The sequence below is a fragment of the Streptomyces sp. NBC_00376 genome, from assembly GCF_036077095.1.
GTDB lineage: Bacteria > Actinomycetota > Actinomycetes > Streptomycetales > Streptomycetaceae > Streptomyces.
The window spans coordinates 6,343,943-6,370,871 of sequence record NZ_CP107960.1 but is presented as its reverse complement, the minus strand read 5'-3'; the positions used below and the strand labels follow the sequence as shown (position 1 = coordinate 6,370,871).

25 protein-coding genes and 1 riboswitch are annotated in these 26,929 nt (G+C 69.7%); of the genes, 8 read left to right on the top strand and 17 right to left on the bottom strand.

Annotation, left to right across the window (positions count from 1 at the left end):
- Positions 1 to 84: 84 nt before the first annotated feature.
- Positions 85 to 1,332 (top strand): glycosyltransferase family 87 protein, encoded by a 1,248-nt coding sequence (locus tag OG842_RS28735; RefSeq protein ID WP_266737366.1) that lies wholly within the window; start codon positions 85 to 87, stop codon positions 1,330 to 1,332.
- Positions 1,333 to 1,346: 14 nt separating this feature from the next.
- Here the strand turns inward: OG842_RS28735 and OG842_RS28730 are convergent, their stop codons facing one another.
- The 5 genes from OG842_RS28730 to OG842_RS28710 all read right to left on the bottom strand — a co-directional run bounded on the left by OG842_RS28730 (position 1,347) and on the right by OG842_RS28710 (position 6,822).
- Positions 1,347 to 2,582: a hypothetical protein gene (locus OG842_RS28730; protein ID WP_266737367.1), complete on the bottom strand. Its 1,236-nt coding sequence runs from the start codon at positions 2,580 to 2,582 to the stop codon at positions 1,347 to 1,349.
- A 19-nt stretch (positions 2,583 to 2,601) separates the two neighbouring features.
- Positions 2,602 to 3,633, bottom strand: coding sequence for a C40 family peptidase (locus OG842_RS28725; RefSeq protein WP_266736797.1), 1,032 nt, complete (start codon positions 3,631 to 3,633; stop codon positions 2,602 to 2,604).
- 236 nt (positions 3,634 to 3,869) lie between these two features.
- A complete protein-coding gene (locus tag OG842_RS28720; RefSeq protein WP_266736798.1) occupies positions 3,870 to 4,898 on the bottom strand; it encodes a C40 family peptidase in 1,029 nt (342 codons plus the stop codon).
- A 283-nt stretch (positions 4,899 to 5,181) separates the two neighbouring features.
- Entirely contained in the window at positions 5,182 to 6,543 is a 1,362-nt protein-coding gene (locus OG842_RS28715; RefSeq protein ID WP_328512689.1) for an NYN domain-containing protein, read from the bottom strand.
- Between the two features lie 36 nt (positions 6,544 to 6,579).
- On the bottom strand, positions 6,580 to 6,822 hold the full coding sequence (locus OG842_RS28710; protein WP_266736800.1) for a hypothetical protein: 243 nt from the start codon (positions 6,820 to 6,822) through the stop codon (positions 6,580 to 6,582).
- A 163-nt stretch (positions 6,823 to 6,985) separates the two neighbouring features.
- Between OG842_RS28710 and OG842_RS28705 the strand changes: the two genes are divergently transcribed.
- Both OG842_RS28705 and OG842_RS28700 read left to right on the top strand, forming a co-directional pair.
- On the top strand, positions 6,986 to 7,738 hold the full coding sequence (locus OG842_RS28705) for a rhomboid family intramembrane serine protease (protein ID WP_266736801.1): 753 nt from the start codon (positions 6,986 to 6,988) through the stop codon (positions 7,736 to 7,738).
- Complete coding sequence (locus OG842_RS28700) at positions 7,735 to 8,016, top strand: Lrp/AsnC family transcriptional regulator (RefSeq protein WP_124718123.1); 282 nt, start codon at positions 7,735 to 7,737, stop codon at positions 8,014 to 8,016. Before OG842_RS28705 ends, OG842_RS28700 begins: the two co-directional genes overlap by 4 nt.
- An 81-nt stretch (positions 8,017 to 8,097) precedes the next feature.
- Here OG842_RS28700 and OG842_RS28695 read toward each other — a convergent pair whose 3' ends face one another.
- From OG842_RS28695 to ctaE, 6 genes are all read right to left on the bottom strand, one after another.
- Complete coding sequence (locus OG842_RS28695; protein ID WP_266736802.1) at positions 8,098 to 9,474, bottom strand: aminotransferase class V-fold PLP-dependent enzyme; 1,377 nt, start codon at positions 9,472 to 9,474, stop codon at positions 8,098 to 8,100.
- A 176-nt stretch (positions 9,475 to 9,650) separates the two neighbouring features.
- Positions 9,651 to 9,768: riboswitch (SAM riboswitch) on the bottom strand.
- Between the two features lie 85 nt (positions 9,769 to 9,853).
- Positions 9,854 to 10,918 (bottom strand): anthranilate phosphoribosyltransferase, encoded by a 1,065-nt coding sequence (gene trpD, locus OG842_RS28690; protein ID WP_266736803.1) that lies wholly within the window; start codon positions 10,916 to 10,918, stop codon positions 9,854 to 9,856.
- A 124-nt stretch (positions 10,919 to 11,042) separates the two neighbouring features.
- Positions 11,043 to 12,668: a cytochrome bc1 complex cytochrome b subunit gene (qcrB, locus tag OG842_RS28685; RefSeq protein WP_266736804.1), complete on the bottom strand. Its 1,626-nt coding sequence runs from the start codon at positions 12,666 to 12,668 to the stop codon at positions 11,043 to 11,045.
- Positions 12,665 to 13,717, bottom strand: a complete 1,053-nt coding sequence (gene qcrA / locus OG842_RS28680) for a cytochrome bc1 complex Rieske iron-sulfur subunit (RefSeq protein WP_266736806.1) — start codon at positions 13,715 to 13,717, stop codon at positions 12,665 to 12,667. Before qcrA ends, qcrB begins: the two co-directional genes overlap by 4 nt.
- The gene (gene qcrC / locus OG842_RS28675; RefSeq protein WP_266736808.1) at positions 13,714 to 14,523 is read right to left on the bottom strand and encodes a cytochrome bc1 complex diheme cytochrome c subunit; all 810 of its coding nucleotides are present in this window, start codon (positions 14,521 to 14,523) and stop codon (positions 13,714 to 13,716) included. Before qcrC ends, qcrA begins: the two co-directional genes overlap by 4 nt.
- 62 nt (positions 14,524 to 14,585) lie before the next feature.
- Entirely contained in the window at positions 14,586 to 15,206 is a 621-nt protein-coding gene (ctaE, locus tag OG842_RS28670) for an aa3-type cytochrome oxidase subunit III (RefSeq protein WP_124718117.1), read from the bottom strand.
- 187 nt (positions 15,207 to 15,393) lie between these two features.
- Between ctaE and OG842_RS28665 the strand changes: the two genes are divergently transcribed.
- Entirely contained in the window at positions 15,394 to 15,795 is a 402-nt protein-coding gene (locus OG842_RS28665; protein ID WP_266736810.1) for a hypothetical protein, read from the top strand.
- A gap of 57 nt (positions 15,796 to 15,852) precedes the next feature.
- On the opposite strand, the gene OG842_RS28660 is transcribed toward OG842_RS28665, so the two are convergent.
- From OG842_RS28660 to ctaC, 4 genes are all read right to left on the bottom strand, one after another.
- Positions 15,853 to 17,109, bottom strand: a complete 1,257-nt coding sequence (locus OG842_RS28660) for a L,D-transpeptidase (RefSeq protein WP_266736811.1) — start codon at positions 17,107 to 17,109, stop codon at positions 15,853 to 15,855.
- Between the two features lie 119 nt (positions 17,110 to 17,228).
- A complete protein-coding gene (locus tag OG842_RS28655) occupies positions 17,229 to 17,627 on the bottom strand; it encodes a cytochrome c oxidase subunit 4 (protein WP_266736812.1) in 399 nt (132 codons plus the stop codon).
- Positions 17,624 to 19,360, bottom strand: coding sequence for an aa3-type cytochrome oxidase subunit I (gene ctaD, locus OG842_RS28650; RefSeq protein ID WP_266736814.1), 1,737 nt, complete (start codon positions 19,358 to 19,360; stop codon positions 17,624 to 17,626). Before ctaD ends, OG842_RS28655 begins: the two co-directional genes overlap by 4 nt.
- Positions 19,357 to 20,319 carry an aa3-type cytochrome oxidase subunit II gene (gene ctaC / locus OG842_RS28645; protein WP_266736816.1) on the bottom strand — a complete coding sequence of 321 codons (963 nt, stop codon included), beginning with the start codon at positions 20,317 to 20,319 and terminating at the stop codon, positions 19,357 to 19,359. Before ctaC ends, ctaD begins: the two co-directional genes overlap by 4 nt.
- Before the next feature lie 270 nt (positions 20,320 to 20,589).
- Between ctaC and OG842_RS28640 the strand changes: the two genes are divergently transcribed.
- The gene (locus tag OG842_RS28640; protein WP_266736818.1) at positions 20,590 to 21,972 is read left to right on the top strand and encodes a cysteine desulfurase/sulfurtransferase TusA family protein; all 1,383 of its coding nucleotides are present in this window, start codon (positions 20,590 to 20,592) and stop codon (positions 21,970 to 21,972) included.
- Here the strand turns inward: OG842_RS28640 and OG842_RS28635 are convergent, their stop codons facing one another.
- Entirely contained in the window at positions 21,973 to 22,947 is a 975-nt protein-coding gene (locus OG842_RS28635) for a carbohydrate kinase family protein (protein WP_266736819.1), read from the bottom strand. It abuts the gene before it with no gap.
- A gap of 159 nt (positions 22,948 to 23,106) precedes the next feature.
- Here OG842_RS28635 and OG842_RS28630 point away from each other — a divergent pair, with 159 nt between their 5' ends.
- Together OG842_RS28630 and OG842_RS28625 are read left to right on the top strand one after the other, a co-directional pair.
- Positions 23,107 to 23,304 carry a hypothetical protein gene (locus OG842_RS28630; RefSeq protein ID WP_266736821.1) on the top strand — a complete coding sequence of 66 codons (198 nt, stop codon included), beginning with the start codon at positions 23,107 to 23,109 and terminating at the stop codon, positions 23,302 to 23,304.
- Between the two features lie 148 nt (positions 23,305 to 23,452).
- Positions 23,453 to 24,943: a hypothetical protein gene (locus tag OG842_RS28625; protein ID WP_328512575.1), complete on the top strand. Its 1,491-nt coding sequence runs from the start codon at positions 23,453 to 23,455 to the stop codon at positions 24,941 to 24,943.
- A 114-nt stretch (positions 24,944 to 25,057) separates the two neighbouring features.
- Here OG842_RS28625 and OG842_RS28620 read toward each other — a convergent pair whose 3' ends face one another.
- A complete protein-coding gene (locus OG842_RS28620) occupies positions 25,058 to 25,414 on the bottom strand; it encodes a HesB/IscA family protein (RefSeq protein WP_030933606.1) in 357 nt (118 codons plus the stop codon).
- A 246-nt stretch (positions 25,415 to 25,660) separates the two neighbouring features.
- On the opposite strand from OG842_RS28620, the gene nadA reads away from it, so the two are divergent.
- The gene (nadA, locus tag OG842_RS28615) at positions 25,661 to 26,857 is read left to right on the top strand and encodes a quinolinate synthase NadA (RefSeq protein WP_266736823.1); all 1,197 of its coding nucleotides are present in this window, start codon (positions 25,661 to 25,663) and stop codon (positions 26,855 to 26,857) included.
- The last annotated feature ends 72 nt before the right edge of the window (positions 26,858 to 26,929 follow it).

Sequence of the window (26,929 nt, the reverse complement as noted above, 5' to 3'; positions counted from 1 at the left end):
CGCGGAGTACCCACCGAGTACCGGCCGGGCAACCACCGGGCGACGACCGACGAATGACGGATGACGAACACGGATGAGGCGTTCATGAGGGGATCGGCCGGCGCACGGCTCGCCGCCGCGGCGGTGTGGGCCCTGACCAGGGTCGCGCTGCTGTGCTTCGTCACCAAGGTGATCACGCTGCCCGGACCGGACGTGACCAGTGATGTCTCGGTGATCTACCACGGCTGGTCCGAGGTCCTGAAGACCGGTACGTATCCGGAGTCCGACGTCACCTGGCAGTACCCGCCGCTGGCCGCGCTCGCCGTCCTCTCCCCCGCGCTGCTGCCGTTCCTGGACTATGCCTCGGCCTTCTTCGTCCTCGCGTTCGTGTGCGACGCGCTGGTGCTGGGGCTGCTGCTGTACGCGGGCCGGGGCGGCGGCCGGTCGGTGGCGGGCGCCTGGGTGTGGGTGGCCGGGGTGCCGCTGCTCGGCACGACCGCGTACGCCCGTTACGACGTGATGGTCACGGCGGTCGCGGTGGCGGCGCTGCTCGCGGGGGTGCGGCATCCGCGGGTGATGGGTGTGCTGGCCGCCGTCGGTGCGCTGCTGAAGGTGTGGCCGGCGCTGATCCTGGCCGGTACGGCGCGCGGCCGGCATACGCGGCTGGCGTGGACGGCCGCGGCGGGGACGGCGGCCGGGCTGCTGGTGGTGTGCACCGTGGCGATGCCCGGTGCGCTGGCCTTCCTCGGCTTCCAGCGCGACCGGGGCACCGAGGTCGAGTCGCTGGGGGCGCTGGTCTTCCATGTGGCGCGGCAGTTCGGCTGGGAGGGCCGGGTGGAGTACCACTACGGCTCGATGGAGTTCCTGGGCCCGCACGTACCGCTGGTGAGCACGCTCGCCCTCGGTCTGTCCGTCCTGGCGTTCGGCTGGCTGCTGGTGTGGCGGCTGCGGGCCCGTGAGTTCGGTGCGAGCACCCCGGCGGACGCGGCGTTCGTGGCGGTGCTGCTGTTCACGACGACGAGCCGGGTGATCAGCCCCCAGTACATGCTCTGGCTGGTCGGTCTGGCGGCGGTCTGCCTGGTGTTCCGCGACAGCCGGATGGTGCTGCCGGCCGGTCTGGTGCTGCTGGCGACGGGCGTCACCCAGTGGGAGTTCCCGCTCGGGTTCACGCACGTGGTGACCAGCGACGCGACGGGCGTGACGCTGATGTTCGTGCGCAACGGCCTGCTGGTCGCGGCGACGCTGATCGCCTGTGGCCGGCTGTGGCGGCGGACGGTCACCGGGGCGGCGCGCGACGGCGGGTCCGCCGCCCGGTCCGGCCTCGGCCGTGAGACGGAGCCGGTCGGCTCCTGAGCCGTGCGCAGGGCTCAGCCGAGTGCGGAGCGCAGATACTCCCGCCAGAGCACGGTGAAGTCCTGCGGAGTCGTGTCGAGCACCTCGTGCATGGCCTGCTCCACCGCCCCGTCACGTCCCGAGTGCCCTCCGACGGCCCGGTAGAAGGCGAGCAGCTTCTGCTCGCCCCAGCGGTCGGCGATCAGCTCGCAGGCCGCCCAGCCGCCCTCGTACGCCCTCGCCAGGCGCGCGGCGTCGCCCGCGAAGCCGAAGTCCTCGTCGGTGGGGAGGGCGGCCGGCGTTTCGCCGCGCGCGACGGCGTCCTCGAGTTCGGGCGCGATCCGGGCGGCGGTGCGGTCCTCGGCGCGGTAGGCCGCCCAGTCAGCGAAGCCCTCGGAGAGCCAGGTCGGGGTCGCGGCGGAGGTGTGGGCGCGGGTCGCGACATGGGTGGTCTCGTGGGTGAGGACGACCCGCTGTCCGAAGGCGCCCAGCGTGCCGTACGCCTGCGGGTTGACGATCACCCGGTCCGCGGGCGTCCGGCCCGCGCCGCCGGTCCGCCCGGTGGTGACGGCGGCGATCCCCCGGTAGTCCGCCGCCGACCCCAGCAGTTCCGCCATGTCGTCCACCGTGCGCGGCACGAGCACCACCACGCGGCCCGCCCAGCGCTCCGGCCAGGCGTCGGACACGGCGGGCACCGCGCGGTCGGCGGTCCTGGCGACGGCGCGCAGCTCCTGATCGGTGCGGCCCACCCCGAGGACGAGGCTGTGCTTCCCGCGCACCACCCGTACGTCGCCCTGCTGCCAGAGCTGGCGGGCGCCGTCCCCGCCGGCCCGGTCCCCGACGACGTACCAGCGGCCGGCCGCCCGGTCCCGTCTCAGGTCGAGCACCCGGTCCGCGGTGACCGGCGCCGCGTCGTAGCCCTCGATCCTGTAGCGCAGCTCGACGTCGGCGGTGGCCCGGTCGGTGCCCTCGGCGGTCACGTCGCGCAGCCGGTACGTCCAGGAGGCGAGCGGTACGTCGGCGAGGTTGCCGAGCTCCCGGCGCTGGGCCGCGCGCAGCGCGGTGGCCCCGGGATCCGTGGTGGCGAGGTAGGCGTCCGTGTCGTGGTCCAGCACGGCGGCGGCCCGGCGGTCCAGCGTGGCGCGGACGGCCCGGGTGGTGGATCCGGGGGCGGCGCCGTCGTCGGGGGCCGCGCAGCCGGAGACGAGCAGCAGTCCCGCGAGCAGTGCTCCCGCCGCCCGTCGCCCGCCGTTCCGTCCCCGCCGCTGCATCACCCGATCGAGGGTACGGTCAGACGCGGGTCACCGACGAGACGGGCATCATGCCGACGGGGTCGTAGCGCACCGGGGCCCCGGGGTACGGGGCGTGGATCACCTGGCCGTTGCCGACGTACATCGCGACGTGGCTCGCGTCCGCGCGGTAGACGACCAGGTCGCCGGGGCGGGCCTCGGAGAGCGGCACCATGTGTCCCGCGTACCGCTGGGCCTGCGAGGTGCGCGGAAGGCTGACCCCGGCCTGGGCGTACGCCCACTGCATCAGCCCGGAGCAGTCGAATCCGGCCGGTCCGTTGGCCCCCCAGATGTACGGGCGGCCCAGCGCCTGCCGGACCGCCGCGACGGCGGCCGCCGCACGTGCGGAGCCGGCCGACAGACCGGCCATGGCCGGGAGCCCGCCGTCGCGGCCGGAGCGCGAGGCCCGCTCGAACTCCGCCCGGTCGGCGCCGGGCAGCGTCTCCAGCAGCTTCCTGGCCTCGGCGAGCTTGCGTTCGACGGTCCGTTTGTGGCGGGTGGCGGCCGCCCGGTTGAGCTCCAGCTCGGCCAGCGCGCGGTCCGCCTCCGCCCGGGTCTGCTCCAGCCCCTGCTGGGCCTTCTGGAGTTCCCGCAGCTCGGCGGCCTGGACCTCGTTCAGGCGCTCCAGCACGGCCGCCCGGTCCAGGTAGCTGTCCGGGTCGGAGGAGAGCAGCAGGGCGAGCGAGGGGTCGATGCCACCGGAGCGGTACTGCGCGCTCGCCGCCGAACCGAGCACCGTACGCATCCGGTTGACCTGCTCCTGGCCACGGGCCGCCCGGTCCTGGGCCCGGTCGACCTCGCCGCGCAGCCGGCCGGCGTTCTCACCGGCCTCGTTGTACTGCTCGGTGGCCCGCTCGGCCTCGGTGTACAGCCGGTCGATGCGGGCCTTCGCGGTCCGGGGGGAGTCCTGCGGGTCGGCGTTCGCGGTGGCCGCGCCGAGGCCGGCGGCCGCGGTCGCCGCCGCGGCGGACAGAACGGTGGCCCGGACGCTCAGGTTGAGGCCGGACTGTGTGGAACGGCGATGGGACACCACAGGACGCCGCACTCCTTCCGCTGTACGCAGACGCGCGCAGCCCCTGCCGCCCGGGGCGGGCGGACCGACGACCGGGAGCCGCACAGCAGGCAGACAGTAGTCGGACGATCACGGAGCGACGAACGGCCGCGCCGCGAGGAAGAGTGCCAGAAACGACGGCGCCCCGCCGGTGACCTGTGGTCTCCGGCGGGGCGGACTGTCCGTGCGGGCGCGGGAATTCGCCCGTTCGGGCGTCGTCAGCCGACGCGCACGCCGAACTGGAAGCTGCCGATGGTGTCCATCGACTCGTAACGGACGAACGTGCCCGGGTACGGGGCGTGCAGGACGGTGTTGTTGCCCGCGTAGAGGCCCACGTGCGCGGTGTTGTTGAAGAAGACCAGGTCGCCCGGCTTCAGCGCGCTGCGCCCGACGTGGACGCCGTCGTTGACCTGGGTGTAAGTGACCCGGGAGATCTGGACGTTGGCCTGGGCGTAGGCCCACTGGGTCAGCCCGGAGCAGTCGAAGGAGCCGGGGCCGGTGCCGCCGCGGCCGTACGGCTTGCCCACCTGGGTCTTGGCGGCGTTCAGAGCGGCGGCGCCCCAGGCGGAGGCGGGGAGCTCGTTGCCCAGTTCGACCCGGTCGCCCGCGGAGCGGCTGGCGCGCTGCTGGTCCTCGCGCATCTTCGCGCGTTCGGCTGCGGTCATCGAGTTGAGCAGCTGCTGCGCCTTGGCCAGCTTGGTCTGGAGGTCCTTCTTCTTCTCGCCGAGCGTCTTGCGTACGTCCGCGAGGTCACCGAGCTTGTCCTGGGCCTCTTTGCGCTGCTGCGCGAGGACCCGCTGCTTCTCCTGGATCTTGCCCAGGGTCTCGGTCTGCTTGGCCGTCAACTGGTCGAGGGCCGAGGCCTCGTCGAGGAAGGTGTCCGGGTTGGACGAGAGGAAGAGCTGCACCGACGGGTCGATGCCACCGGAGCGGTACTGGGCCGCCGCGAGCGAACCGAGGCCGTTGCGCAGGTTGTTGACCTCCTGCTGGCCGCGGGCCACCTTGTCCTGCAGCGCGGCGACTTCCTTCTCCAGCTTCTGCTGCTTCTCCTTGGCGCCGTAGTACTTCTCGTTGGCGTCGCCGGCCGCGTGGCTGAGCTTCTCGACCTCTTCCCGGACTTCGCCCTTGGAGGGCTTCGGGTCGGCGTGGGCCGCCTGGGAGGTCAGGGCCACGGCCGCGGCGGCGGTCGCGGTGAGCACGGTCACACGGGCGCGGCTCGGCTGCTTGGGACGACGGTGGGACGCCACGGAGGCGAGCTCCTTCTTCCTCGAGCCGCCTACCGGGCTGTGGGGGATCTGAATCCCCGGCTCCGTGCATGTCACGGACTCGGCGGTGCCCTCGCCGTCACCCCGGATGGGTGATCAACCGTGCGAAGGTTCGAAGCCTGACCCTAGTGACCAACTTGTGATCAGTTCAAATCCTCACCCGAAAAATCTGTCACGGAGCGCACTTCTTTACCCACGACGCACGGGGTGTAGCGAGGAACTGACGGTCCGTTCCCCGATTTCCACCGAGACCCGGCAAGTGTCACTAGACGCGCGAAAGGCGCTTCAGGAGCAAGACGGACGCAACGGGCCTGGCGCCCGCCTTCGCCACTCCGTCGGCGACTTCGCGGTCGGTGGAGACCACCACGACCGGCCTGCCCGGAGGTTCGGCGCGCGCCAGCTGGCGGATGAGCTCGTCGGCGGTCACCCCGGGCTTGCTGAAGAGCACCCTGACCCCGCGCGGCGGCGCCAGCAGCACCGGGGCCGCCAGCTCGGCCCCGTCGAAGACACAGGTCATCTCCGCGCCGGTCTGCGCGGCGAGCACCGAGAGCCCGCCCAGCAGCCGCAACCGCTGCTTCTCCAGCGGCAGCTGGGGATAGCCGGTCTTGGTGACGTTGTAACCGTCGACGATCAGATGCGCCTGCGGTAGCGCGAGCAGCTGGTCGAGCAGGGCCGGGTCGGTCTCCGAAAGGGCCCTCGCGGCAATGTCCTTGGGCGACAGCCGGCCCGGCTCGACCGCATCCACGCCGTCCGCGGGACGCATCGAGGAGGGCGGCAGGGCCAGTTCACGGCGGAGTCCGCTCGCCGCGTCGAGCATCGTGTCGAGCAGCAGCCGCAGCCGCATGTCCTCGACCGAGCGGCCTTCCCTGGCGGCCCGGCGGCCCGCCTCCACGGACGCCTCGGCCTCACCGAGCCTCGCCTTGAGCCGCCGGCTCTCGCTCTCGGCCACCGAGACCTGGGCGGCCGCCTCGGACCGTACGGCCTCGATCTCGGCCCGGCTGCGGCGCAACGCGGCCTCGCCGCGCTTGACCTCGTTGACGGCGCTGCGCAGCTTGCGCTGGAGGGATTCGGCCTCCTTGCGGGCCGCGTCCAGCTCGACGCGCAGCCGCTCCGTCTCGCTCTTCGTCTGGGAGCGGGCCTCGACGAGCTCCTCGCGCAACCGCTCCAGTTCGCGCCGGCTCTCCTCGTCGGCGCGCTCGGCATCCGCGCGCTGGACCTCCTCGCCGGCGGCGGCGACCAGCTTGACCCAGCCCGCCGGGCGCAGCACATAGGCCGCCGCGGCCACGTCGACCGGGTCGGCGGCGGCGGGCGGCGCCCCCGCCTCCAGGGCGGCGGCCAACTCCGGCTGCCCCTCCCTGAGCCGATCACCGATCCGCTGCCGGAACAGCGCGTCGCCCTCCAGGGCGGCCGCCATCGCGTTCCCGGCGAACTTGGCCCGCCGGGTCGGGGTGAAACGGGCGTACTGCCGCAGCTGGGCCGGGAGTTCGGTGACCGTCAGGCCGCCGAACGCGTCCGAGACCAGCGCGACGACCCGCCGCCGTACGCCTTCGGGCAGCGGGCGGTCGAGCGCCTCGACGGCGCCGTCGGCCGCCTCGGCCGACTCGGCGCCGCTAGCGGGCTGCTCCACCATCCGTCACCCCAAATGTCTATGGGCGCGGCTCCGTCAGGAGTCGGCACCCGGCCTGTCCACCAGTTCGATCTGATCCACTGCGTTGCACCAGCGGCAGCGCACCGACTCGATGGTCTCACTGACCACCTCGCGTTCCTCGACGCTGGACTCACCGGCCAGGTCGAGATGGACATATTCGACGACCTTCGAGGAGCGCGTCACGTCGAAGCGCGTGAGATTTCCGCAGAGCGTGCAGCGCCAGCGAGTCCCGTCGGTCATCTGGGGAACCGTCGTCATCGTTGCGTCCTCTTTCGTCGAGCCTCTTGCTGCCTTGCTTCAAGGATCTCGCGGTGCGCCGTCGAACTGCGGATGTCCTGCCGTAACCCTACGGCCTCGCCATGTCCCCCCGACACGGCGAGGCGGTCTGTCCCGTTCCCTCCGCTTGCGTCATGCTCTGTTCATGATCGATCGGCGAGCTGTGACCGGAAGGCTGACCGGTGGGCTGCTACGGACGGTCACCTCGGGCGGGCCAGTGGTGACCCATGCCCTGATCGCGGCCTGCGTCCTGGTCTTCTTGATCAGCCCGCTGTCCGGCTTCAACCCGGTCCCCGGCACCGCCGACGCCCTGCTCGCCGCCCAGGCCGGGTACTTCGAACGCTGGGGCGTGATCCCCAGCGAGCTGTGGGACGGCTCCGCACACGCCCTGCTCACCCCGCTCACCGCCCTCTTCGTGCACGGCAGCTGGCTGCATCTGCTCGGCAACGTGCTCTTCCTGTACGTGTTCGGGGCGATGACCGAGGAACGCATGGGCCGGCTCGGGTTCACCTCCTTCTACGTGATCTCCGGCTACCTGGCCCTGGTCGCCTACGCGGCCGCGCACGCCACGTCCGACCAGACGCTGGTGGGCGCCTCGGGGGCGATCTCGGCGGTGCTCGGGGCGTTCCTGTACCTGTTCCCCAGGGCCCGGGTCACCAGCCTGTTCCCGTTCCTCTTCTTCCTGCCGCTGCGCTTCCCCGCCTGGATCGTGCTGGTCTTCTGGTTCGCCCTCCAGTGGCTGGCCGTCCAGGGCGCGGGCAGCGGGGGGCCGGGCGTGGCCTATCTGGCCCATGTGGTGGGCTTCGCCCTCGGCTTCCTCTACGCCTGGGGGCGTTACCGGCGTACGGATAGAGTGAAGGGACCAGCCACGGCCACCGAGGGAGAAAGCCAGCCGTGATCACCGCGATCGTGCTCATCAAAACCAGCGTGGACCGGATTCCCGAGATCGCCGAGGCCATCGCCGCGCTGGACAGTGTCAGCGAGGTCTTCTCGGTCACCGGTACGTACGACCTGATCGCCATGGTCCGGGTGCCCAAGCACGACGATCTCGCCGATGTCATCCCCGGCCGGATCAGCAAGATCCCCGGCGTCGAGGCCACCGACACCCATGTGGCGTTCCGTACCTACTCGCAGCACGACCTGGAGGCCGCCTTCGCCATCGGCCTCGACGCGTAGACACGCACCTCACCACCCCGCAGCACTTCGGCGGGGGACGGGCCCACAGGCTGCCCGTCCCCCGCCGAAGTGCTGTGTGCCTCAGAGCTGCGCCGCACCCCGGTCCGGGACGCAGCGGCCGTCCTCGGTGCGGTACTTCCACTGCGCGCCCTTGAGCACCAGCTCCTTGACCGCGCGGACGAACCGCTCGATGTGCTCGTCCGGCGTACCGGCGCCGAAGCTCACCCGGATCGCGTTCAATGAGCGCTCGCCCGGCTCGGCCTCCGGCGCACCGCACTCGCCGACCTCCTGCGGGTCGCTGCCCAGCAGGGTGCGGACCAGCGGGTGGGCGCAGAACAGGCCGTCGCGGACGCCGATGCCGTACTCGGCGGAGAGCGCGGCGGCGAAGTGCGAGCTGTTCCAGCCCTCCACCACGAAGGAGATGACGCCTACCCGCGGGGCGTCATCGCCGAACAGCGAGAGCACCTTGACCTCGGGGACCTCGGCGAGGCCGGTGCGGACCGCATCGACGAGGTACTGCTCCCGGGCGACCAGGTTGTCGAAGCCCGCCTCGGTGAGCGCCTTGCAGGCGGAGGCGATGGAGTACACGCCGATGACGTTGGGGGAACCGGCCTCGTGGCGGGCGGCGGTGGAGTGCCACTCGACATCCACTCCGCCGTCGGTGCGACGGGCGACCTTGCGCGAGGCGCCGCCGCCCGCGAGGTAGGGCTCGGCCTCCTGCAGCCAGTCGGCCCGGCCGGCGAGGACGCCCGAGCCGAAGGGCGCGTACAGCTTGTGCCCGGAGAAGGCGACCCAGTCCACGTCCAGCTCGGCGATGTCGACGGGGTGGTGCGGGGCGAGCTGAGCGGCGTCCAGGACGATCCGGGCGCCGTGCGCGTGGGCGGCGGCGGCCAGCTCCTTCACCGGCCACAGCTCGCCGGTGACGTTGGAGGCGCCGGTGACGCAGACCAGCGCGGGACCGTAGGGCTCGCGGTCGGCGAGCGCCCGCTCCAGCGTCTCGACCGCCTGGGCCGGGGTGCGCGGGGCGTTCAGGTACGTCACCCGGGCGTCACGCCACGGCAGCAGCGAGGCGTGGTGCTCGGTCTCGTAGACGAAGACCTGGCAGTCGGCCGGGACGACCGCGGCCAGCAGGTTCAGCGAGTCGGTGGTCGAACGGGTGAAGATCACCTGGTCACCGGCGCGGCAGCCGAGGAACTCCGCGACGGTCGCGCGGCTGTTCTCGAAGAGGTCGGTGGAGAGCTGCGAGAGGTAGCCGGCCCCGCGGTGGACGCTGCCGTAGTACGGGGCGTACGCGGCGACGTCGTCCCAGACCCGCTGGAGCGCGGGGGCGCTGGCGGCGTAGTCGAGCGCGGCGTAGGTGACCTCGCCACCCGTGACCAGCGGAACCGTCACATCCTTGCCCAGAACCGGCAGAGGGGCACAAAGCGACTGGTCGGCGGCAGCGGTGAAGACAGACATGGCGAACTCCCGTAAGAGGCAGGCGAATCGCATGCGCCGGCGGATACGCGGCAGCGCAGCGGAAAAGATGAAGAGGGGTGTGCGGAGGAGGGCCGACGGCCCTATCGCATTCGCGTGCTCACAAGAGGCTCCCTAGGGACCAGGACCCCGGGGGTTGGCATTCACAGATGCCGAGGGGCCCGCGCTTGCCGCAGACCTCGCTGCCTACGGCCTGGTCTTCACCCGGGGCACCCCGCCACGGACGGAGGGTTGCCGGACAGCGGGCCGGGGCCGTAGTCGCTGTCACTCATGACCTGACCTGCATCTTGCCATACGTGCGAAGACGCGCAAGGCGCAGTCCAGGATCCGGACTGCGCCTCGCACCACATCTGCGCCCGTTTCAGGCGTTGCTGGCCGCCACCCAGCGCTCCAGCGCACGCGCCGCCGCCCCGGAGTCGATGGACTCGGCGGCCTTCGCGATCCCGGCCGCGAGCTGCTCGTTCAGCGTGCCGTCCGTCGGGTCGAGAGCCGTCAGCGCCGCCGCCGAGTTGAGCAGCACGGCATCCCGCGCCGGCCCCCGCTCGCCGGACAGCACCCGCCGGGCGACGTCGGCGTTGTACGAGGCGTCCGCACCGCGCAGGGCCTCGACGGGCACCAGTTCCAGACCGACGTCGCGCGGGTCGAAGACCTCCTCGCGCACCTCTCCGTCCCGGACCACCCAGACCCGGGAGGTCGCGGTCGTGGTCAGCTCGTCCAGGCCGTCGTCACCGCGGAAGACCAGCGCCGAATTGCCGCGCTCGGCAAGGACACCGGCGACGATGGGCGCCATCTTCAGGTCGGCGACACCGACGGCCTGGGAACGCACCCGGGCCGGGTTGGTGAGCGGCCCGAGGATGTTGAACGTGGTCGGCGTGCCGAGCTCCTTGCGGGCCCTTGCGACGTACCGCAGGGCGGGGTGGAACTTCACCGCGAAACAGAAGGTGATGCCGGCCTCCTCGGCGACCTCGACCACCCGCTGCGCGGAGAGGTCCAGATTGACGCCGAGCTTCTCCAGCACGTCGGAGGAACCGCTCGCCGACGAGGAGGCGCGGTTGCCGTGCTTGACGACCTTGGCGCCGGTACCGGCGATGACGACCGCCGACATGGTGGAGATGTTGACCGTCTTGGCGAGGTCTCCGCCGGTGCCGACGATGTCGACCGTACGGCCGGGTACGTGGATGGTGTTGGCGTGCTCGTACATCGTCCGGACCAGGCCGGAGACCTCGTCGATGGTCTCGCCCTTGGCGCGCAGGGCCACCGCGAATCCGGCGATCTGCACATCGCTCGCCTCGCCGCTCATGATGCGGTCCATCGCCCACGCGGTGTCGTCGGCGGTGAGGTCCTCGCCGCGCAGCAGGGGGTTCAGCACGCCGGGCCAGGTACGGTCCGCCACGCTGTCGCCGCCGATCGGGGTCACAACGTTCATGGTCCGCTCCTGGGGTCCACAGCCGGTAAAAGGGATCACCTCCACCCTATCGAGCGCCGGGGGCAGCAAAGAGCCCCGTCCATCGAATGGACGGGGCTCTCGCTGTGGCGATCAGTTCAGGCGATCAGTGGTGACCGTGGCCGCTGGTGATCTCCTTGTACTCCTCGGCGGTGGGCTTGGCGATCTGGTTGTTCTCGCCGTAGTAGCCCTTGCTGAGCCGGACCCGCAGCTTCTGCAGCGCAGACACCTTGCGCTCGACACCGTTCTCGTCGACCGTCGGGCCGATCTCGACCGGCTTGTACTGCTCGTGCGCGGTGAGCGTGTGCAGCTTCTCGGGGCCGAGCGGCTCGTGGATCTCGACGAACTCGCCGTGCGGCAGGCGCTTGATGATGCCGGACTCGCGTCCGTGCAGCACCTTCTCCTTGTCGCGGCGCTGGAGGCCGAGGCAGATCCGCCGGGTGGCGATGAACGCGATGACCGGGCCGACGAAGATGAAGATCCGTACGAACCAGGAGATGGCGTTCAGCGACAGGTGGAAGTGCGTGGCCCACAGGTCGTTGGCACCGCCGATGAAGACGACGACGTACTCGGTGATCCAGGCGACGCCGAAGGCCGTCCGGGTCGGGGCGTTGCGCGGGCGGTCCAGGATGTGGTGCTCGCGCTTGTCCCCGGTGACCCAGGACTCGACGAACGGGTAGACCGCGATGATCCCGAGCACCAGTCCGAAGGCCATCAGCGGGATGAACACACCCAGGACGAGCGTGTGACCCCAGAGGTTGATCTCCCAGCCCGGCATCACTCGGATCAGACCCTCGGCGAAGCCCATGTACCAGTCGGGCTGGGCGCCGGTGGACACCTGGTCCGGGCGGTACGGACCGATGGCCCAGATCGGGTTGATCGAGGCGATCGCCGCGATGATGGCGATGATGCCGAAGACCAGGAAGAAGAAGCCACCGGCCTTCGCCATGTACACCGGCAGCAGCGGCATGCCGACGACGTTCTTGTTGGTCCGGCCGGGACCCGCGAACTGCGTGTGCTTGTGGTAGAAGACCAGGATCAGGTGCGCCACCAGCAGACCGAGCATGATGCCCGGCAGCAGCAGGATGTGGATCGAGTAGAACCGGCTGACGAAGTCGTGACCGGGGAACTCTCCGCCGAACAGGAACATCGAGATGTACGTGCCGACGACCGGCATCGACAGGATCGCGCCCTGGGTGAAGCGGACACCCGTACCGGACAGCAGGTCGTCCGGGAGCGAGTAGCCGGTGAAGCCGGTGAACATGCCCAGCACGAACAGCAGGAAGCCGAACAGCCAGTTGATCTCACGCGGCTTGCGGAACGCACCCGTGAAGAAGACGCGCATCATGTGCACGAACATGCCGGCCAGGAAGATCAGCGCGGCCCAGTGGTGGATCTGGCGGACCAGCAGACCACCGCGGACGTCGAAGCTGATGTCCAGCGTCGAGGCGTAGGCCGCGGACATCCGGATGCCCTGCATCGGCTCGTACGAGCCGTGGTACACGACCTCGCTCATGCTCGGGTCGAAGAACAGCGTCAGATACACACCCGTGAGGATGATGATGATGAAGCTGTAGAGGGCGATCTCACCGAGCATGAAGGACCAGTGGTCCGGGAAGATCTTGCGCATGTTGGCCTTGGCCAGGGAGTAGATCCCGAGCCGGCCGTCCGCCCAGTCGGCCACCCGCTCACCGGCGGGCGCCTTGCGCTGTGTGTCGGTCGCAGTACTCATCCGCGCTCCCAGAATGCAGGACCGACGGGCTCTTCGAAGTCACCGAGCGCCTCGAGGTTGCCCTCGCTGTTCACACCGATCCGCAGCTGCGGAAGGGCGTGACCGGCCGGACCGAAGATGACGCGGGCGCCGTCGGAGAGGTCGAAGGTGGACTGGTGGCACGGGCAGAGCACGTGGTGCGTCTGCTGCTCGTACAGGCTGATCGGGCAGCCGACGTGGGTGCAGATCTTGGAGAAGGCCACGATTCCCTCGTGGGCCCACTCGCGCTCGCGCTTGTCCTTGATGTTCTCCGGCTGGATACGGACGATCATCAGCGCGGCCTTGGCGATCTGGTTCTGGAAGTCGTGAGCGCTCTCCTCCAGGCCCTCGGGCATGGCGAAGGTCAGCGAACCGACGGCGACGTCCTCGGGACGCAGCGGCTCCATCGTGTTCATGTTGATGAGCTGCTTGCCCTTGGCCCACAGGGTGTTGCGGAGCTTCTTCTCCGGCAGCGGACCGAGGTCGCGAAGCAGCATCACACCGGAGAGCGGCACCAGGGCCAGCGCGCCGAACATGGTGTTGCGGATCAGCTTGCGCCGTCCGAACGCGGACTCCTCGGCACCCGCCGCGAAGTCCGCCAGGACCTTCGCCTTGACCTCGGGCTCGGCCTCGATGGCGTGCCGGTCGTCGGCGACCTCCACGTCGGACATCAGCGTGCGCGCCCAGTGGACGGCGCCCGCACCGATCGCGAAGAGTGCCACGCCCAGGGTCAGACCCAGGGAGAAGTTGAGCGCGCTCACATGGCCGAAGGGCCAGATGTACACGATCTTGTCGACCGGGAAGATGACGTACGAGGCGATGAAGCCGATCGTCGCCAGCATGGACAGCGTGAACATGAACGCGACGGCGCGCTCGGACCGCTTCGCGGCCCGTTCGTCGATGTCCTGGATGCGCGGCTTGTGGGCCGGCAGCCCCGGGTCGGCGAACGGGTCGTCCGCGACCTCTACCGCGCCGTGCGCGGTGCCCTGCTCAGCGGGCAGGTTCTCGTCTGGAATCTCTTGGCTACTCATGACTTCTTGGCCTTAGCGGTGTGGGCCGCGACCCAAATGGCAACTGCGATCAGTGCGCCGAGCCCGAAGACCCAGGCGAACAGACCCTCGCTGACCGGCCCGAGGCCGCCCAGCTTCAGACCACCCGGGTTCGCCGTCTGGTCGCCGTTCACGGTCTGGACGTACGCGATGATGTCCCGCTTCTGCTGCTCGGGCATCGTCGTGTCCGGGAAGGACGGCATGCTCTGCGGGCCGGTCTGCATGGCCTCGTAGAGGTGCTTCGGGTCCACGCCCTCAAGGCTGGGCGCGTACTTGCCGTTCGACAGCGCGCCGCCCTCACCGGTGAAGTTGTGGCACTGCGCGCAGTTGGTACGGAACAGTTCGCCACCCTTGGCGATGTCCGCACCCGCAGGGTCGACCTGCTTCTTGGTCGGAACGACCGGACCGGCGCCGAGCGACGCGACGTACGCCGCGAGCTGGTCGATCTGCGCCTGGTTGTAGATGACCTTCTTCTTCGGTACCTGGGCGCCGGGCTGCTGCGCCGGCATACGGCCCGTACCGACCTGGAAGTCAACGGCGGCGGAGCCCACGCCGACCAGGCTCGGCCCGTCGGTGGTGCCCTGACCGCCGGTTCCGTGGCAGCTGGCGCAACCGACGGCGTACAGCTTCTTGCCCTCGTCGATGGCGAGGGACTGGGCGGTTTCGTCGGCCTGCGCCTTACTCGCGGGCGCAAACGCGGCGTACAGCCCCCCAGTGGCCGCCAGCGCGAGGAGGAGTACGACGACCGCCGCCAACGGATGGCGTCGTCGTGCGGAGAGCTTTTTCACGGATTACCCCGGTGTCAGGATCTTCTGCGTCGATGCTGGATGTGGTTCGGGTTCGAACCCGGTTACTTGATCATGTAGATCGTGGCGAAGAGGCCGATCCATACGACATCGACGAAGTGCCAGTAATAGGACACGACGATGGCGGCGGTCGCCTGTTCGTGGGTGAACCTCTTGGCTGCGTATGTCCTGCCCAGAACGAGCAGGAAGGCGATGAGACCGCCTGTCACATGCAGACCGTGGAAGCCGGTGGTCAGGTAGAACACCGAGCCGTACGGGTCGGAGGACAGCGAGAGGCCGTCCTTCTTCACCAGCTCGGTGTACTCGAAGACCTGGCCTCCGATGAAGATCGCACCCATCACGAAAGTGATCACGAACCACGCACGGAGCTTCTTCACATCGCCCCGCTCCGCGGCGAAGACGCCGAGCTGGCAGGTGAGTGAGGAGAGCACCAGGATCGTGGTGTTCGTCGCCGAGAACGGGAAGTTCAGGGCCGAAGCCATTTCCTTCCAGTGCTCCGGTCCCGTCACCGATCGCAGGGTGAAGTACATCGCGAAGAGGGCCGCGAAGAACATCAGCTCGGAACTCAACCAGATGATGGTTCCGACGCTGGTGAGGTTCGGTCGATTGACCGACGGGTGCGCGTGCCCGGTTTCTACTGTCGTTGCTGTCGCCACGACCGACATTATGTCGGTCGCTTATCCCGCCCTCACCCCGGGGGGTGCCGTTCGGTGTGTCAGCCGGGTGTGTCCTCCCCGAACGGCCCATGGAACAGCGGTCCGAAGCGGTGCTGACAGGCCGTCGGGCGGAGTACGATCCGCGCATCGGTTCATGCCCGGAAAGCCCCGAAGACACAGATGTCACGGAGGAACAATGCAGCCGACCGCCACGGTCCTGGTCTACAGCGACGACGCCAACACCCGTGAGCAGGTGAGGCTGGCAGCCGGGCGCAGGCCCGCGGCTGACGTGCCACCGGTGGAATTCCTCGAATGCGCCACCATGCCCGCCGTGCTGGAGGCACTGGACCGCGGCGGCATCGACGTCTGCGTGCTGGACGGCGAGACGGCGCCCGCGGGCGGCATGGGCGTCTGCCGGCAGATCAAGGACGAGATCTTCCGGTGCCCGCCGGTCCTGCTGCTGATCGGGCGCCCGCAGGACGCCTGGCTGGCCACCTGGAGCCGTGCGGACGCCGCGGTGACCCTTCCGGTCGAACCGGTCGAGTTCGCGGACGCCCTGGCGTCCCTGCTGCGCAGCAGGGACTGCGTGGACGCCTGATGCCCGCCGCGGCCCCGTCCGCGGCACCACTGAGGGGCAGTGCACTCCCCGGGCCGGTCAGACCTCGGGGCGCAGTCGCGCCGCCTGGATCGTGTCGTCGCGTTCCGGGGTGGTGTCCTTCTGCAGGGCGCTGCCCTTCAGCCATTTGGCCCAGGACAGGTTCCAGTCGCCGAAGCCGTTGTCGAACGGCGTCATCATCTCGCCCTGGCTGCCCACGACCGTGACGATGTCACCCGTGCGCACGGTGTTGTAGAACCACTCGGCCTGGCTGGTGCTCATGCCCGTACAGCCGTGGCTGACGTTCTCGTACCCCTGCGAGCCGGTGGACCAGGGGGCCGCGTGCACGTACTCGCCGCTCCAGGTGACCCGGGTCGCGTAGTAGACCTGCAGGTCGTACGAGTCGGAGGAGCCCTCGGCGATGCCGATCGTCTCCCCGCGCATACGTACGCGGTACTCCTTGCCCAGCACGACCTTGACGCCGTTTCGGGTGGAGAAGCCGGGCTTGCCGGTCGTCACCGGAATGGTGTTGATCACTTTCCCGTTGCGCTTGACCGTCATCGAGTGCGCCGCGGCGTTCGTGATGGCCTCGACGCGGTCGCCCGTGGTGAGCCTCAGCGCCTTCGTGGGGGCGCCGTAAAGGGCGTCGGTGACCTTGACGCCGGCCAGGCCGCTGGTGACGTCGATGGTGGCCCTGGCGGGCCAGTAGTCCTTGGGGCGGTAGTGCAGGGTCTTGTCGTCGACCCAGTACCAGGAGCCGGTCACGGCGGGCGTCGAGCGGACCCGCAGGGCGCGCTCGACGTTGGCCCTGGACGCCTTGTCCTTGACCGGAGCGCTGAGTTCCGCCGTGATGGGCTGTCCCACGCCGTAGGTGCCCGCCTGAGGGCCGAAGCTGACCTTCAGCAACTTCTTGGCGGAGGTGGTCCCGAAAGAGAGCGTACGGCTGCCCGGAGCGCCGTCGTCGTCCTCCACACCGACCCTGACGGTGTACCGGGTGCCGGCGGCGAGCGGGACGGTGGAGTGCCACCGCTTCCCGTCGGCGTCGAGTTCGCCCGCCAGATGGCGGCCGGTCGTGTCGACGGCCGACACGTCCGTGATCCGGCCGTCGTCGCCGTTGACGGTGACTTCCAGCGGCTTGCCGGGGTCGACCTTCTCGTCGCCGTCCGTGGCGTTGGCGGAGATCTCGTCCACCGCGTCGTACGGCTTCTCCGCGAGCGGATGGCCTCCGGACCCGCCACAGGCGGTCACACCTGCGACCAGGGTCACGACCAGCAGAGTGCAGCTCACTACGGGGCGGATGCGCGGCGTGTGGTTCATGAACCCAAGCTATGGAGATTCACCCGAATCAGCGCGCGGTGTGACTGCGAACGGGGGACCCGCACTCCTCTCGGTGGAGAAGCGCGGGCCCCCCGTTCAGGTGGAGCGGTGGAGCTGTGTCACTGGGTGCGGTTCTCACCGCGGTAGTACTCGAAGACCCAGCCGAACAGACCGATCAGGATCATCGGGGTCGAGAAGTAGAGCAGCCACCAGCCGAAGATGACTCCCATGAAGGCGAGCGCACCGCCGACCGCCAGCGAGAGCGGCTGCCAGCTGTGCGGGGAGAAGAACCCCACCTCGCCGGCCTCGTCCGCGACATCGGCTTCCTTGTTGTCCTGCGCCATGGCGTCGACCCGCCGGGCCGTGAAGGCCAGGTAGAAGCCGATCATCATGCTCAGCCCGAAGGCCAGGACGAGCGCGGTGGTACCGGCCGGCTCCTTCGACCACACGCCGTACGTGATGGCGATGACGAGGATGAAGACGCTCAGCCAGATGAACATCTTGCCCTGGATCTTCACTTGCCGGCCTCCTTGCCACCAGCGAGGGCCTTGTCATCCTCGGAGTGGTGCTCCAGCTGCTCGAGCGCCGAGATCTCCGGGTGATGCAGGTCGAACGCCGGGGATTCGGAACGGATCCGCGGCAGGGTGAGGAAGTTGTGCCGCGGCGGCGGGCAGGAGGTCGCCCACTCCAGCGAGCGGCCGTAGCCCCACGGGTCGTCGACCTCGACCTTCTTGCCGTACTTGGCGGTCTTCCACACGTTGTAGAAGAACGGCAGCATCGACAGGCCGAGCAGGAACGAGGAGATCGTCGAGATCGTGTTCAGCGCGGTGAAGCCGTCCGCGGCGAGGTAGTCCGCGTAACGACGCGGCATGCCCTCGGCACCCAGCCAGTGCTGCACCAGGAACGTGCCGTGGAAGCCCACGAACAGCGTCCAGAACGTGATCTTTCCGAGCCGCTCGTCCAGCATCTTGCCGGTGAACTTCGGCCACCAGAAGTGGAATCCGGAGAACATCGCGAAGACCACGGTGCCGAAGATGACGTAGTGGAAGTGCGCGACGACGAAGTACGAGTCCGAGACGTGGAAGTCCATCGGGGGCGATGCCAGGATCACGCCGGTCAGACCACCGAAGGTGAAGGTGATCAGGAAGCCGACGGCCCAGAGCATCGGTGTCTCGAAGGACAACGATCCCTTCCACATCGTGCCGATCCAGTTGAAGAACTTCACACCGGTCGGTACCGCGATGAGGAATGTCATGAACGAGAAGAACGGCAACAGCACGCCGCCCGTCACGTACATGTGGTGCGCCCACACCGTCACGGAAAGACCCGCGATGGCGATCGTCGCGCTGATCAGGCCGATGTAGCCGAACATCGGCTTCCGGCTGAAGACCGGAATCACTTCGGAAATGATTCCGAAGAATGGCAGGGCAATGATGTACACCTCTGGATGGCCGAAGAACCAGAAGAGGTGTTGCCAGAGCAATGCGCCGCCATTGGCCGCGTCGAAGACATGCGCACCGAATTTACGGTCCGCCTCCAGCGCGAAGAGCGCGGCGGCGAGCACCGGGAAGGCCAGCAGGACCAGCACACCGGTCAGCAGGACGTTCCAGACGAAGATCGGCATGCGGAACATCGTCATGCCGGGGGCACGCATGCAGATGATCGTGGTGATGAAGTTGACCGAACCGAGGATCGTGCCGAAGCCGGAGAAGGCCAGCCCCATGATCCACATGTCGGCGCCGACACCCGGCGACCGGACCGCGTCCGAGAGCGGGGAGTAGGCGAACCAGCCGAAGTCCGCCGCACCCTGCGGGGTGAGGAAGCCGGCCACCGCGATGAGCGAACCGAAGAGGTACAGCCAGTACGCGAACATGTTCAGCCGCGGGAACGCCACGTCGGGCGCACCGATCTGCAGCGGCATGATCCAGTTCGCGAATCCGGCGAACAGCGGCGTCGCGAACATCAGCAGCATGATCGTGCCGTGCATCGTGAACGCCTGGTTGAACTGCTCGTTCGACATGATCTGCGTGCCGGGACGGGCCAGTTCGGCGCGCATGAAGAGCGCCATCAGACCGCCGATGCAGAAGAACGCGAACGATGTGACCAGGTACATCGTGCCGATCGTCTTGTGGTCAGTGGTGGTCAGCCACTTGATGACGACGTTTCCCGGCTGCTTGCGCCGGACCGGCAGCTCGTCCTCGTACGAGTCGTCTGCTGCCGCGGCACCCTGAGGTTCGTTGAGGATGCTCACAGTTTGTTCGTCTCCGCATTCCTGGCCGGGTCAGTCTGCTCGATGCCGGCCGGCACGTAGCCCGTCTGGCCCTTCTTCGCCAGCTCCTCGAGGTGCGCCTGGTAGCGCTCCGGGGAGACGACCTTGACGTTGAAGAGCATCCGGGAGTGGTCGACGCCGCAGAGCTCGGCGCACTTGCCCATGAAGGTGCCCTCCTGGTTGGGAGTCACCTCGAAGGCGTTGGTGTGGCCCGGAATGACGTCCTGCTTCATGAGGAACGGCACCACCCAGAAGGAGTGGATGACGTCACGCGAAGTCAGAACGAAACGGACCTTCTCGCCCTTCGGCAGCCACAGGGTCGGACCCGGGTTGCCGTTCTGCGGGTTCCGGGTTCCCGGGACGCCGAAGTCGTAGACACCTTCCGCACCCTTGGGGAAGTCCTCCCGGAAACGGTTGGGGATGGCGTCGAGCTCCTTGGGGATCTCGTTGCCCGTGGCGGTCGAGCCGTCCACGTTCTCGATGTAGTTGAAGCCCCAGCTCCACTGGTAGCCGACCACGTTGATGGTGTGGGCGGGCTTCGGGGAGAGGGTGAGGAGCTTCGATTCATCGCGCGCGGTGAAGTAGAACAACACCGAGACGATGATCAGAGGAACCACGGTGTACAGCGCCTCGATGGGCATGTTGTACCTGGTCTGCGGAGGAACCTCGACCTTGGTGCGGCTGCGCCGGTGGAAGATGACGCTCCACAGGATCAGGCCCCAGACCAGCACGCCCGTGGCGAGCGCTGCCGCCCACGAGCCCTGCCAGAGGGAAAGGATCCGTGGTGCCTCTTCTGTTACCGGCGTAGGCATACCAAGGCGGGGGAAGTCCTTGTATGTGCAACCGGTTGCGGTCGCCAGGATCAGGCCCGCAGTCAGCACCTGCGGCAGCTTCCGCCGCATCGGGCGCCGCGACGAGCGGTCGGAGCCGTTGGGACTCACGTAGCGCCTTCCCGAGAGTCTCGCCCGCGCGGTCGGCGCGGCCGTCTTTCTGGTCGGTCGCCGCCCTGACGCGGGCAGGGGTTTGGATGTTTATGCGGACCAAACCCTACTGGACGCTATTTGGGGTCGCGCGGGGAGGGTGCCCAACGCGCCGTCCGACTCCCCGAAGGGGTGGAATACGGGCCTCCGACCGCCATCTGACGCCCCCTCTCCTGGCCCCGCGGCGGGCCCGTCCCCGGCCCGGCGCCCACCTCGGGCTAGCGTGGCCGCGTGCCCTACTTCGACACCGCATCCGCCGCCCCCCTGCACCCCGTCGCACGCCAGGCGCTGCTTGCCGCGCTGGACGAGGGCTGGGCCGATCCCGCCAGGCTCTACCGGGAGGGGCGGCGGGCCCGGCTGCTGCTGGACGCCGCCCGGGAGGCCGCCGCCGAGGCCGTCGGGTGCCGCCCGGACGAGCTCACATTCACTCCTTCGGGGACCCTGGCGGTTCACTCGGGAATTTCCGGAGCCCTCGCGGGGCGTCGGCGTGTCGGCCGCCATCTGGTCGTCTCCTCGGTCGAACATTCGTCGGTGCTCCATTCGGCCGCCGCCCATGAGGCGCAGGGCGGGGCGGTCTCCGAGGTCCCGGTGGACCGGTCGGGGGCGGTGAGCGCGGCGGCGTACGGGCGGGCGCTGCGCGAGGACACCGCGCTGGCCTGTCTGCAGTCCGCCAATCACGAGGTCGGCACCGAGCAGCCGGTGGCCGCGGTCGCGGAGGCCTGCCGGGCGGCCGGGGTGCCGCTGCTGGTGGACGCCGCGCAGTCGCTGGGCCGGGAGCCGGTGCCGGCGGGCTGGTCGCTGCTGACGGGCAGTGCCCACAAGTGGGGCGGACCGTCCGGCGTCGGGCTGCTGGCGGTGCGCAAGGGGGTACGGTTCGCCGCCCAAGGTCCGGCCGACGAGCGGGAGTCGGGGCGGGCGGCGGGGTTCGAGAACCTTCCGGCGATCGTCGCCGCGGCGGCGTCGCTGCGGGCGGTGCGGGCCGAGGCCGCCGCCGAGTCCGTGCGGCTGCGGGCCCTGGTGGACCGGATCAGGGCCGCGGTGCCGGAGCTGGTGCCCGATGTGGAGGTGGTCGGCGATCCGGTGCGGCGGCTGCCGCATCTGGTCACCTTCTCCTGTCTCTATGTCGACGGGGAGACGCTGCTGCATGAGCTGGACCGGGCGGGTTTCTCCGTATCGTCCGGTTCGTCCTGCACCAGCAGCACGCTGACCCCGAGCCACGTGCTCAGGGCCATGGGAGTGCTGTCGGAGGGGAACGTACGGGTGTCGCTGCCGAGCGGCACCACCGCGCAGGACGTCGACCGCTTCCTGGACGTGCTGCCCCGGGTGGTGGCGGAGGTACGGGAGAGGCTGGGCGCGCCCGTCGCGGCACCCCCGAAGGCCGCCCCGGCCGGGTCCCTGGTGGTCGACGCGCTCGGGAAGCGGTGCCCGATCCCGGTGATCGAACTCGCGAAGGTGATCGGGGACGTACCGGTGGGCGGGACGGTGACCGTGCTCTCCGACGACGAGGCGGCCCGGCTGGACATCCCGGCCTGGTGCGCGATGCGCGAGCAGGAGTACGTGGGCGAGGAGCCGGCGGACCGCGGCTCGGCCTATGTGGTCCGCCGACTGTCCTGACTACGCGAGGTGGGTGCGGACCTCGGCGGCGGCCTCATGGCCGTACGCCTTGGTGAAGCGGTCCATGAAGTGGGCGCGGCGCAGGGTGTACTCCTGGGTGCCGACCGTCTCGATGACCAGGGTGGCGAGCATGCAGCCGACCTGGGCCGCGCGCTCCAGGCCGACGCCCCAGGCGAGGCCGGAGAGGAAACCGGCCCGGAAGGCGTCGCCGACGCCGGTCGGGTCGGCCTTGATCTCCTCCTCCGGGCAGCCGACCTCGATCGGCTCCTGGCCGGCGCGCTCGATGCGGACGCCGCGGGCGCCGAGGGTGGTGACCCGGTGGCCGACCTTGGACAGGATCTCCTCGTCGGTCCAGCCGGTCTTGGACTCGATGAGCCCCTTCTCGTACTCGTTGGAGAAGAGGTACGTGGCGCCCTCCAGGAGGATCCGGATCTCGTCGCCGTCCATCCGGGCGATCTGCTGCGAGAAGTCCGCGGCGAACGGGATGCCCCGGGAGCGGCACTCCTCGGTGTGGCGGAGCATCCCCTCGGGGTCGTCGGCGCCGATCGAGACCAGGTCGAGGCCGCCGACCCGGTCGGCGACGGCCTTCAGCTCGATGAGGCGGGCCTCGCTCATCGCACCGGTGTAGAAGGAACCGATCTGGTTGTGGTCGGCATCCGTGGTGCAGACGAAGCGGGCGGTGTGCAGGACCTCGGAGATCCGGACCGATCCGGTGTCGACGCCGTGGCGGTCGAGCCAGGCGCGGTACTCGTCGAAGTCGGAGCCGGCGGCCCCGACCAGGATCGGCTCCGTGCCCAGCAGGCCCATGCCGAAGCAGATGTTGGCGGCGACACCGCCCCGGCGCACGTCGAGGTTGTCGACCAGGAAGGAGAGCGAGACCGTGTGCAGCTGATCCGCGACCAGCTGGTCGGCGAAACGGCCGGGGAAGGTCATGAGGTGATCGGTGGCGATGGAGCCGGTGACTGCGATTCGCACGGGGAGACTGCTCCTGCGGAGATCGGGGGGAACGGGTGAGCGTGTTCCCGGGGCGGCGTGACACTTCACGCTACCGGTTCCACGGAGCACCACGAAGGGGGGAAAACTACCCGATAGTAGGGCTTTCTTCCTGAGGCCGGTGGTGCCTACGGTGCGGATATGTCGAACCACATCGCCACGCGCGACTCCGAGATGAGCCTGGCCGAGCTGCGCGGTGACTGCGCGCGAATGGCTCCGCACTGGGTGGCCCAGCCGAAGTCTGCCCCCGTTCCGGTCGCGCCGTCCCGGATTCACGGGGTCACCGTGCCCACCGCCTCCGCCCGGCTGGTCGACGCCATGTCCGACTACGGCGACTGAGAGGCGGCCGAGACCCGCACCGTTCGCGCCTGAGCCCCGCGAGGGAACCGTGCGCGCCGCTGCCCCGTCCCACCGTTGTCCCCGTCCGGGGACGGACGACAGGCCGGGCGACGGCATGTGACGCCCATGCAGGCGAAGGAGCGATCCGGTGAGCACCGAGCGACCCGACAACGACGTGACCGGCCCCCGGCGGCGTTCGCCGCTCGCCGTGGCCTCGGTGGCGGCAGCCGTGCTGCTGGCCGGTGGCGGCGGTGCGTACTGGGCCGCGACCGCGGCCGACGGCGACGGCAGGTCCGGCGGCAGCGCGGACGACGGCGGGCGGCGCACCCCTCCCCCGCTGGCCCTGGACCGGCACTCGGGCGCCCCGGCGGCGTCCGAGGCGCCCTCGCAGGGCATCGCGCCGGGCGAGCCCGACCCGAGCGGCGGCCGGGTGGTCTACCGCGCGTCCGGCAAGCTGCCCGAGGGGCCGCGCACGGCCGCGGTGCGGCACGCGGTGGGGACCGTCTCGGCGGCCGAGGTGGCCCGGCTGGCGAAGGCGCTGAAGCTGGCGGGCACACCGCAGGCCGAGGGCACATACTGGAAGGTGGGGTCCGAAGGGGACGGCTCCGGCCCGGTCCTGCGGGTGAACAAGCAGGCCCCGGGCACCTGGAGCTTCACCCGGTACGGCTCCGGCGGTACGGACAACTGCCAGAAGGGGGCGGTCTGTTCGGGCGGGAACCCGGCCCCGGGCGGCAGTGGCTCCCCGGTGAGCGAGAGTGCCGCCAGGGCCGCCGCGGCACCGGTCCTGAAGGCGGCGGGGCAGGGCGGCGCGACGCTCGATTCCGGTCAACTCATGGGCTCTGTACGGGTGGTGAACGCCGACCCGAAGGTGGACGGCCTTCCCACGTACGGCTGGTCGACCGGGGTCCAGGTGGGTCCGGACGGTGAAGTGGTCGGCGGCAGCGGGCAGTTGAAGGGCCTGGAGAAGGGCGACAGCTATCCGGTGATCGGCGCGGCCCAGGCGCTGGAGCAGCTGAACGGGCCGGCGTCCCGCAAGGAGGGCAAGGAGGCCCGCGCGGACATCGGCGGATGCGCCACCCCCGTACCGCTGGACGAGGGCCTGAAGTCGCCGAAGGCCCGCTGCGGGGCGCGCACCGGGGCGGAGCGGCCGACGACGACCGTGACGGTCGACAAGGCGGTGTTCGGCCTGGCGGCGCAGTACGTGGCGGGCAAGCAGACGCTCGTACCGTCCTGGCTCTTCTCGGTGCGGCCCGCCGCGGGCGGCCTGGGAACCACGGTGACGCAGGTCGCCGTGGCCCCCTCGTACCTGGCGAAGGACGCGCCGGCGACGACCGCCCCCACGTCGGCTCCGACGCCCCCGGGGAACGCGGAGAAGCCCCAGCGGCAACTGCTGTCGTACAGCGCCGACGGACGGACCCTGTCGGTGACGTTCTGGGGCGGGGTGTGCAGCACGTACACCGCGAGCGCGACCGAGAGCCCGGACCGGGTGACCGTGAAGGTGACGGAGGCGAAGCAGCCCGGGAAGAAGGTCTGCATCATGATCGCCAAGGAGCTGACCCGGACGGTGACGCTCGACGCGCCGCTCGGCGACCGGACCGTGGTCGACGCGATGTCGGGCGGCGACGTGCCCCGCGCCTGAGCGCCGGGCCCCGGGTACGGCTCGGGTACGACGACGGCGGCGGTCCCGGATTCCGGGGCCGCCGCCGTTGTGCCGTTCCGCGTCGCGCTCAGGCGTACGTGCCGCCTTCAGGGCTCAGCTGAAGGAGTCGCCGCAGGCGCAGGAGCCCGTGGCGTTCGGGTTGTCGATCGTGAAGCCCTGCTTCTCGATGGTGTCGACGAAGTCGATGGAGGCGCCACCCAGGTACGGAGCACTCATCCGGTCGGTGACGACCTTGACGCCGTCGAAGTCCTTCACGACATCGCCGTCGAGCGAACGCTCGTCGAAGAAGAGCTGGTAGCGCAGGCCCGAGCAGCCGCCGGGCTGGACGGCGACGCGCAGCGCCAGGTCGTCACGGCCTTCCTGCTCCAGCAGGCCCTTGACCTTGGCTGCGGCGGCGTCGGACAGGAGGATGCCGTCGCTCACGGTGGTGGTCTCGTCCGATACGGACATCTGCTTCTCTCCCGGGTTGTACGGAGACTGCTTGCCGACGTTGCAACCGACGGGACCGCGGATTCATTCCGGGCCGAGCGCTTGCCTGTTCCATTCATGCTCGCACACCGGTCGGCCGGGGGGATGCGTCACATCGACACTATGGACATCGTCAAAGTGACGTGAACCGGATATGATAGATAGCGTCAATTAGACGAAAAGGCTTCGCGGAAGCTTTTCGCAGAGGCTTTCAGCAGAGAAGAAAGGGTGCGTGACGTGACCACGGCCCACCCCGTCCAGGATCTCGACGTCCAGCCGACGCCCCTCGCCCTGCTCCTGCTCGGCCGTGAGGCCGACCCGAGGAGCGAGCGCGGTGTCGAGTGCCCCGGCGACCTGCCCTCCCCGTCCGACCCGGACCTGGTGGAGCGTGCCCGCGCGGCCAAGGAGAAGCTCGGGGACAAGGTGTTCGTCCTCGGCCACCACTACCAGCGCGACGAGGTCATCCAGTTCGCGGACGTCACGGGCGACTCGTTCAAGCTCGCCCGGGACGCGGCCGCGCGGCCGGAGGCCGAGTACATCGTCTTCTGCGGCGTGCACTTCATGGCCGAGTCCGCGGACATCCTGACCACCGACGACCAGAAGGTCGTGCTGCCGGACCTGGCGGCGGGCTGCTCCATGGCCGACATGGCCACCGCCGAGCAGGTCGCCGAGTGCTGGGACGTGCTGACCGAGGCCGGGGTCGCCGAGCAGGTCGTGCCCGTCTCGTACATGAACTCCTCCGCCGACATCAAGGCGTTCACCGGCAGGCACGGCGGCACCATCTGTACCTCCTCCAACGCCAAGCGGGCGCTGGAGTGGGCCTTCGAACAGGGTGAGAAGATCCTCTTCCTGCCCGACCAGCACCTGGGCCGGAACACCGCTGTCCGGGACATGGGGATGTCGCTGGAGGACTGCGTCCTCTACAACCCGCACAAGCCCAACGGCGGCCTGACCGCCGAGGAGCTGCGGAACGCGAAGATGATCCTGTGGCGCGGGCACTGCTCGGTGCACGGCCGCTTCTCGGTCGAGTCCGTCAACGACGTCCGCGAGCGGATACCGGGCGTCAACGTCCTGGTGCACCCCGAGTGCAAGCACGAGGTCGTGGCGGCGGCGGACCACGTCGGCTCGACGGAGTACATCATCAAGGCCCTGGAGGCGGCCCCGGCCGGCTCGAAGTGGGCGATCGGCACCGAACTGAACCTGGTGCGCCGGCTGGCCAACCGGTTCGCGGCCGAGGACAAGGAGATCGTCTTCCTCGACAAGACGGTCTGCTTCTGCTCGACGATGAACCGGATCGACCTGCCGCACCTGGTGTGGGCGCTGGAATCACTGGCCGAGGGCAAGCTGATCAACCGGATCGAGGTCGACCCGGAGACGGAGAAGTACGCCAAGCTCGCGCTGGAGCGGATGCTGGCGCTGCCGTAGGCGTACGGCTCACACGGCACGCAGGAAGGCCCCGGCACCGGAAATCGGTGCCGGGGCCTTCCGTATGCCGGG

What these genes read in the sequence shown, in the direction of transcription:
- OG842_RS28735 (WP_266737366.1), top strand. Translation starts at nt 85, where the DNA reads ATGAGGGGATCGGCCGGCGCACGGCTCGCCGCCGCGGCGGTGTGGGCC.
- OG842_RS28730 (WP_266737367.1), bottom strand. Translation starts at nt 2,582, where the DNA reads ATGCAGCGGCGGGGACGGAACGGCGGGCGACGGGCGGCGGGAGCACTG.
- OG842_RS28710 (WP_266736800.1), bottom strand. Translation starts at nt 6,822, where the DNA reads ATGACGACGGTTCCCCAGATGACCGACGGGACTCGCTGGCGCTGCACG.
- OG842_RS28705 (WP_266736801.1), top strand. Translation starts at nt 6,986, where the DNA reads ATGATCGATCGGCGAGCTGTGACCGGAAGGCTGACCGGTGGGCTGCTA.
- OG842_RS28695 (WP_266736802.1), bottom strand. Translation starts at nt 9,474, where the DNA reads ATGTCTGTCTTCACCGCTGCCGCCGACCAGTCGCTTTGTGCCCCTCTG.
- trpD (WP_266736803.1), bottom strand. Translation starts at nt 10,918, where the DNA reads ATGAACGTTGTGACCCCGATCGGCGGCGACAGCGTGGCGGACCGTACC.
- qcrB (WP_266736804.1), bottom strand. Translation starts at nt 12,668, where the DNA reads ATGAGTACTGCGACCGACACACAGCGCAAGGCGCCCGCCGGTGAGCGG.
- qcrA (WP_266736806.1), bottom strand. Translation starts at nt 13,717, where the DNA reads ATGAGTAGCCAAGAGATTCCAGACGAGAACCTGCCCGCTGAGCAGGGC.
- ctaE (WP_124718117.1), bottom strand. Translation starts at nt 15,206, where the DNA reads ATGTCGGTCGTGGCGACAGCAACGACAGTAGAAACCGGGCACGCGCAC.
- OG842_RS28665 (WP_266736810.1), top strand. Translation starts at nt 15,394, where the DNA reads ATGCAGCCGACCGCCACGGTCCTGGTCTACAGCGACGACGCCAACACC.
- OG842_RS28660 (WP_266736811.1), bottom strand. Translation starts at nt 17,109, where the DNA reads ATGAACCACACGCCGCGCATCCGCCCCGTAGTGAGCTGCACTCTGCTG.
- OG842_RS28630 (WP_266736821.1), top strand. Translation starts at nt 23,107, where the DNA reads ATGTCGAACCACATCGCCACGCGCGACTCCGAGATGAGCCTGGCCGAG.
- OG842_RS28620 (WP_030933606.1), bottom strand. Translation starts at nt 25,414, where the DNA reads ATGTCCGTATCGGACGAGACCACCACCGTGAGCGACGGCATCCTCCTG.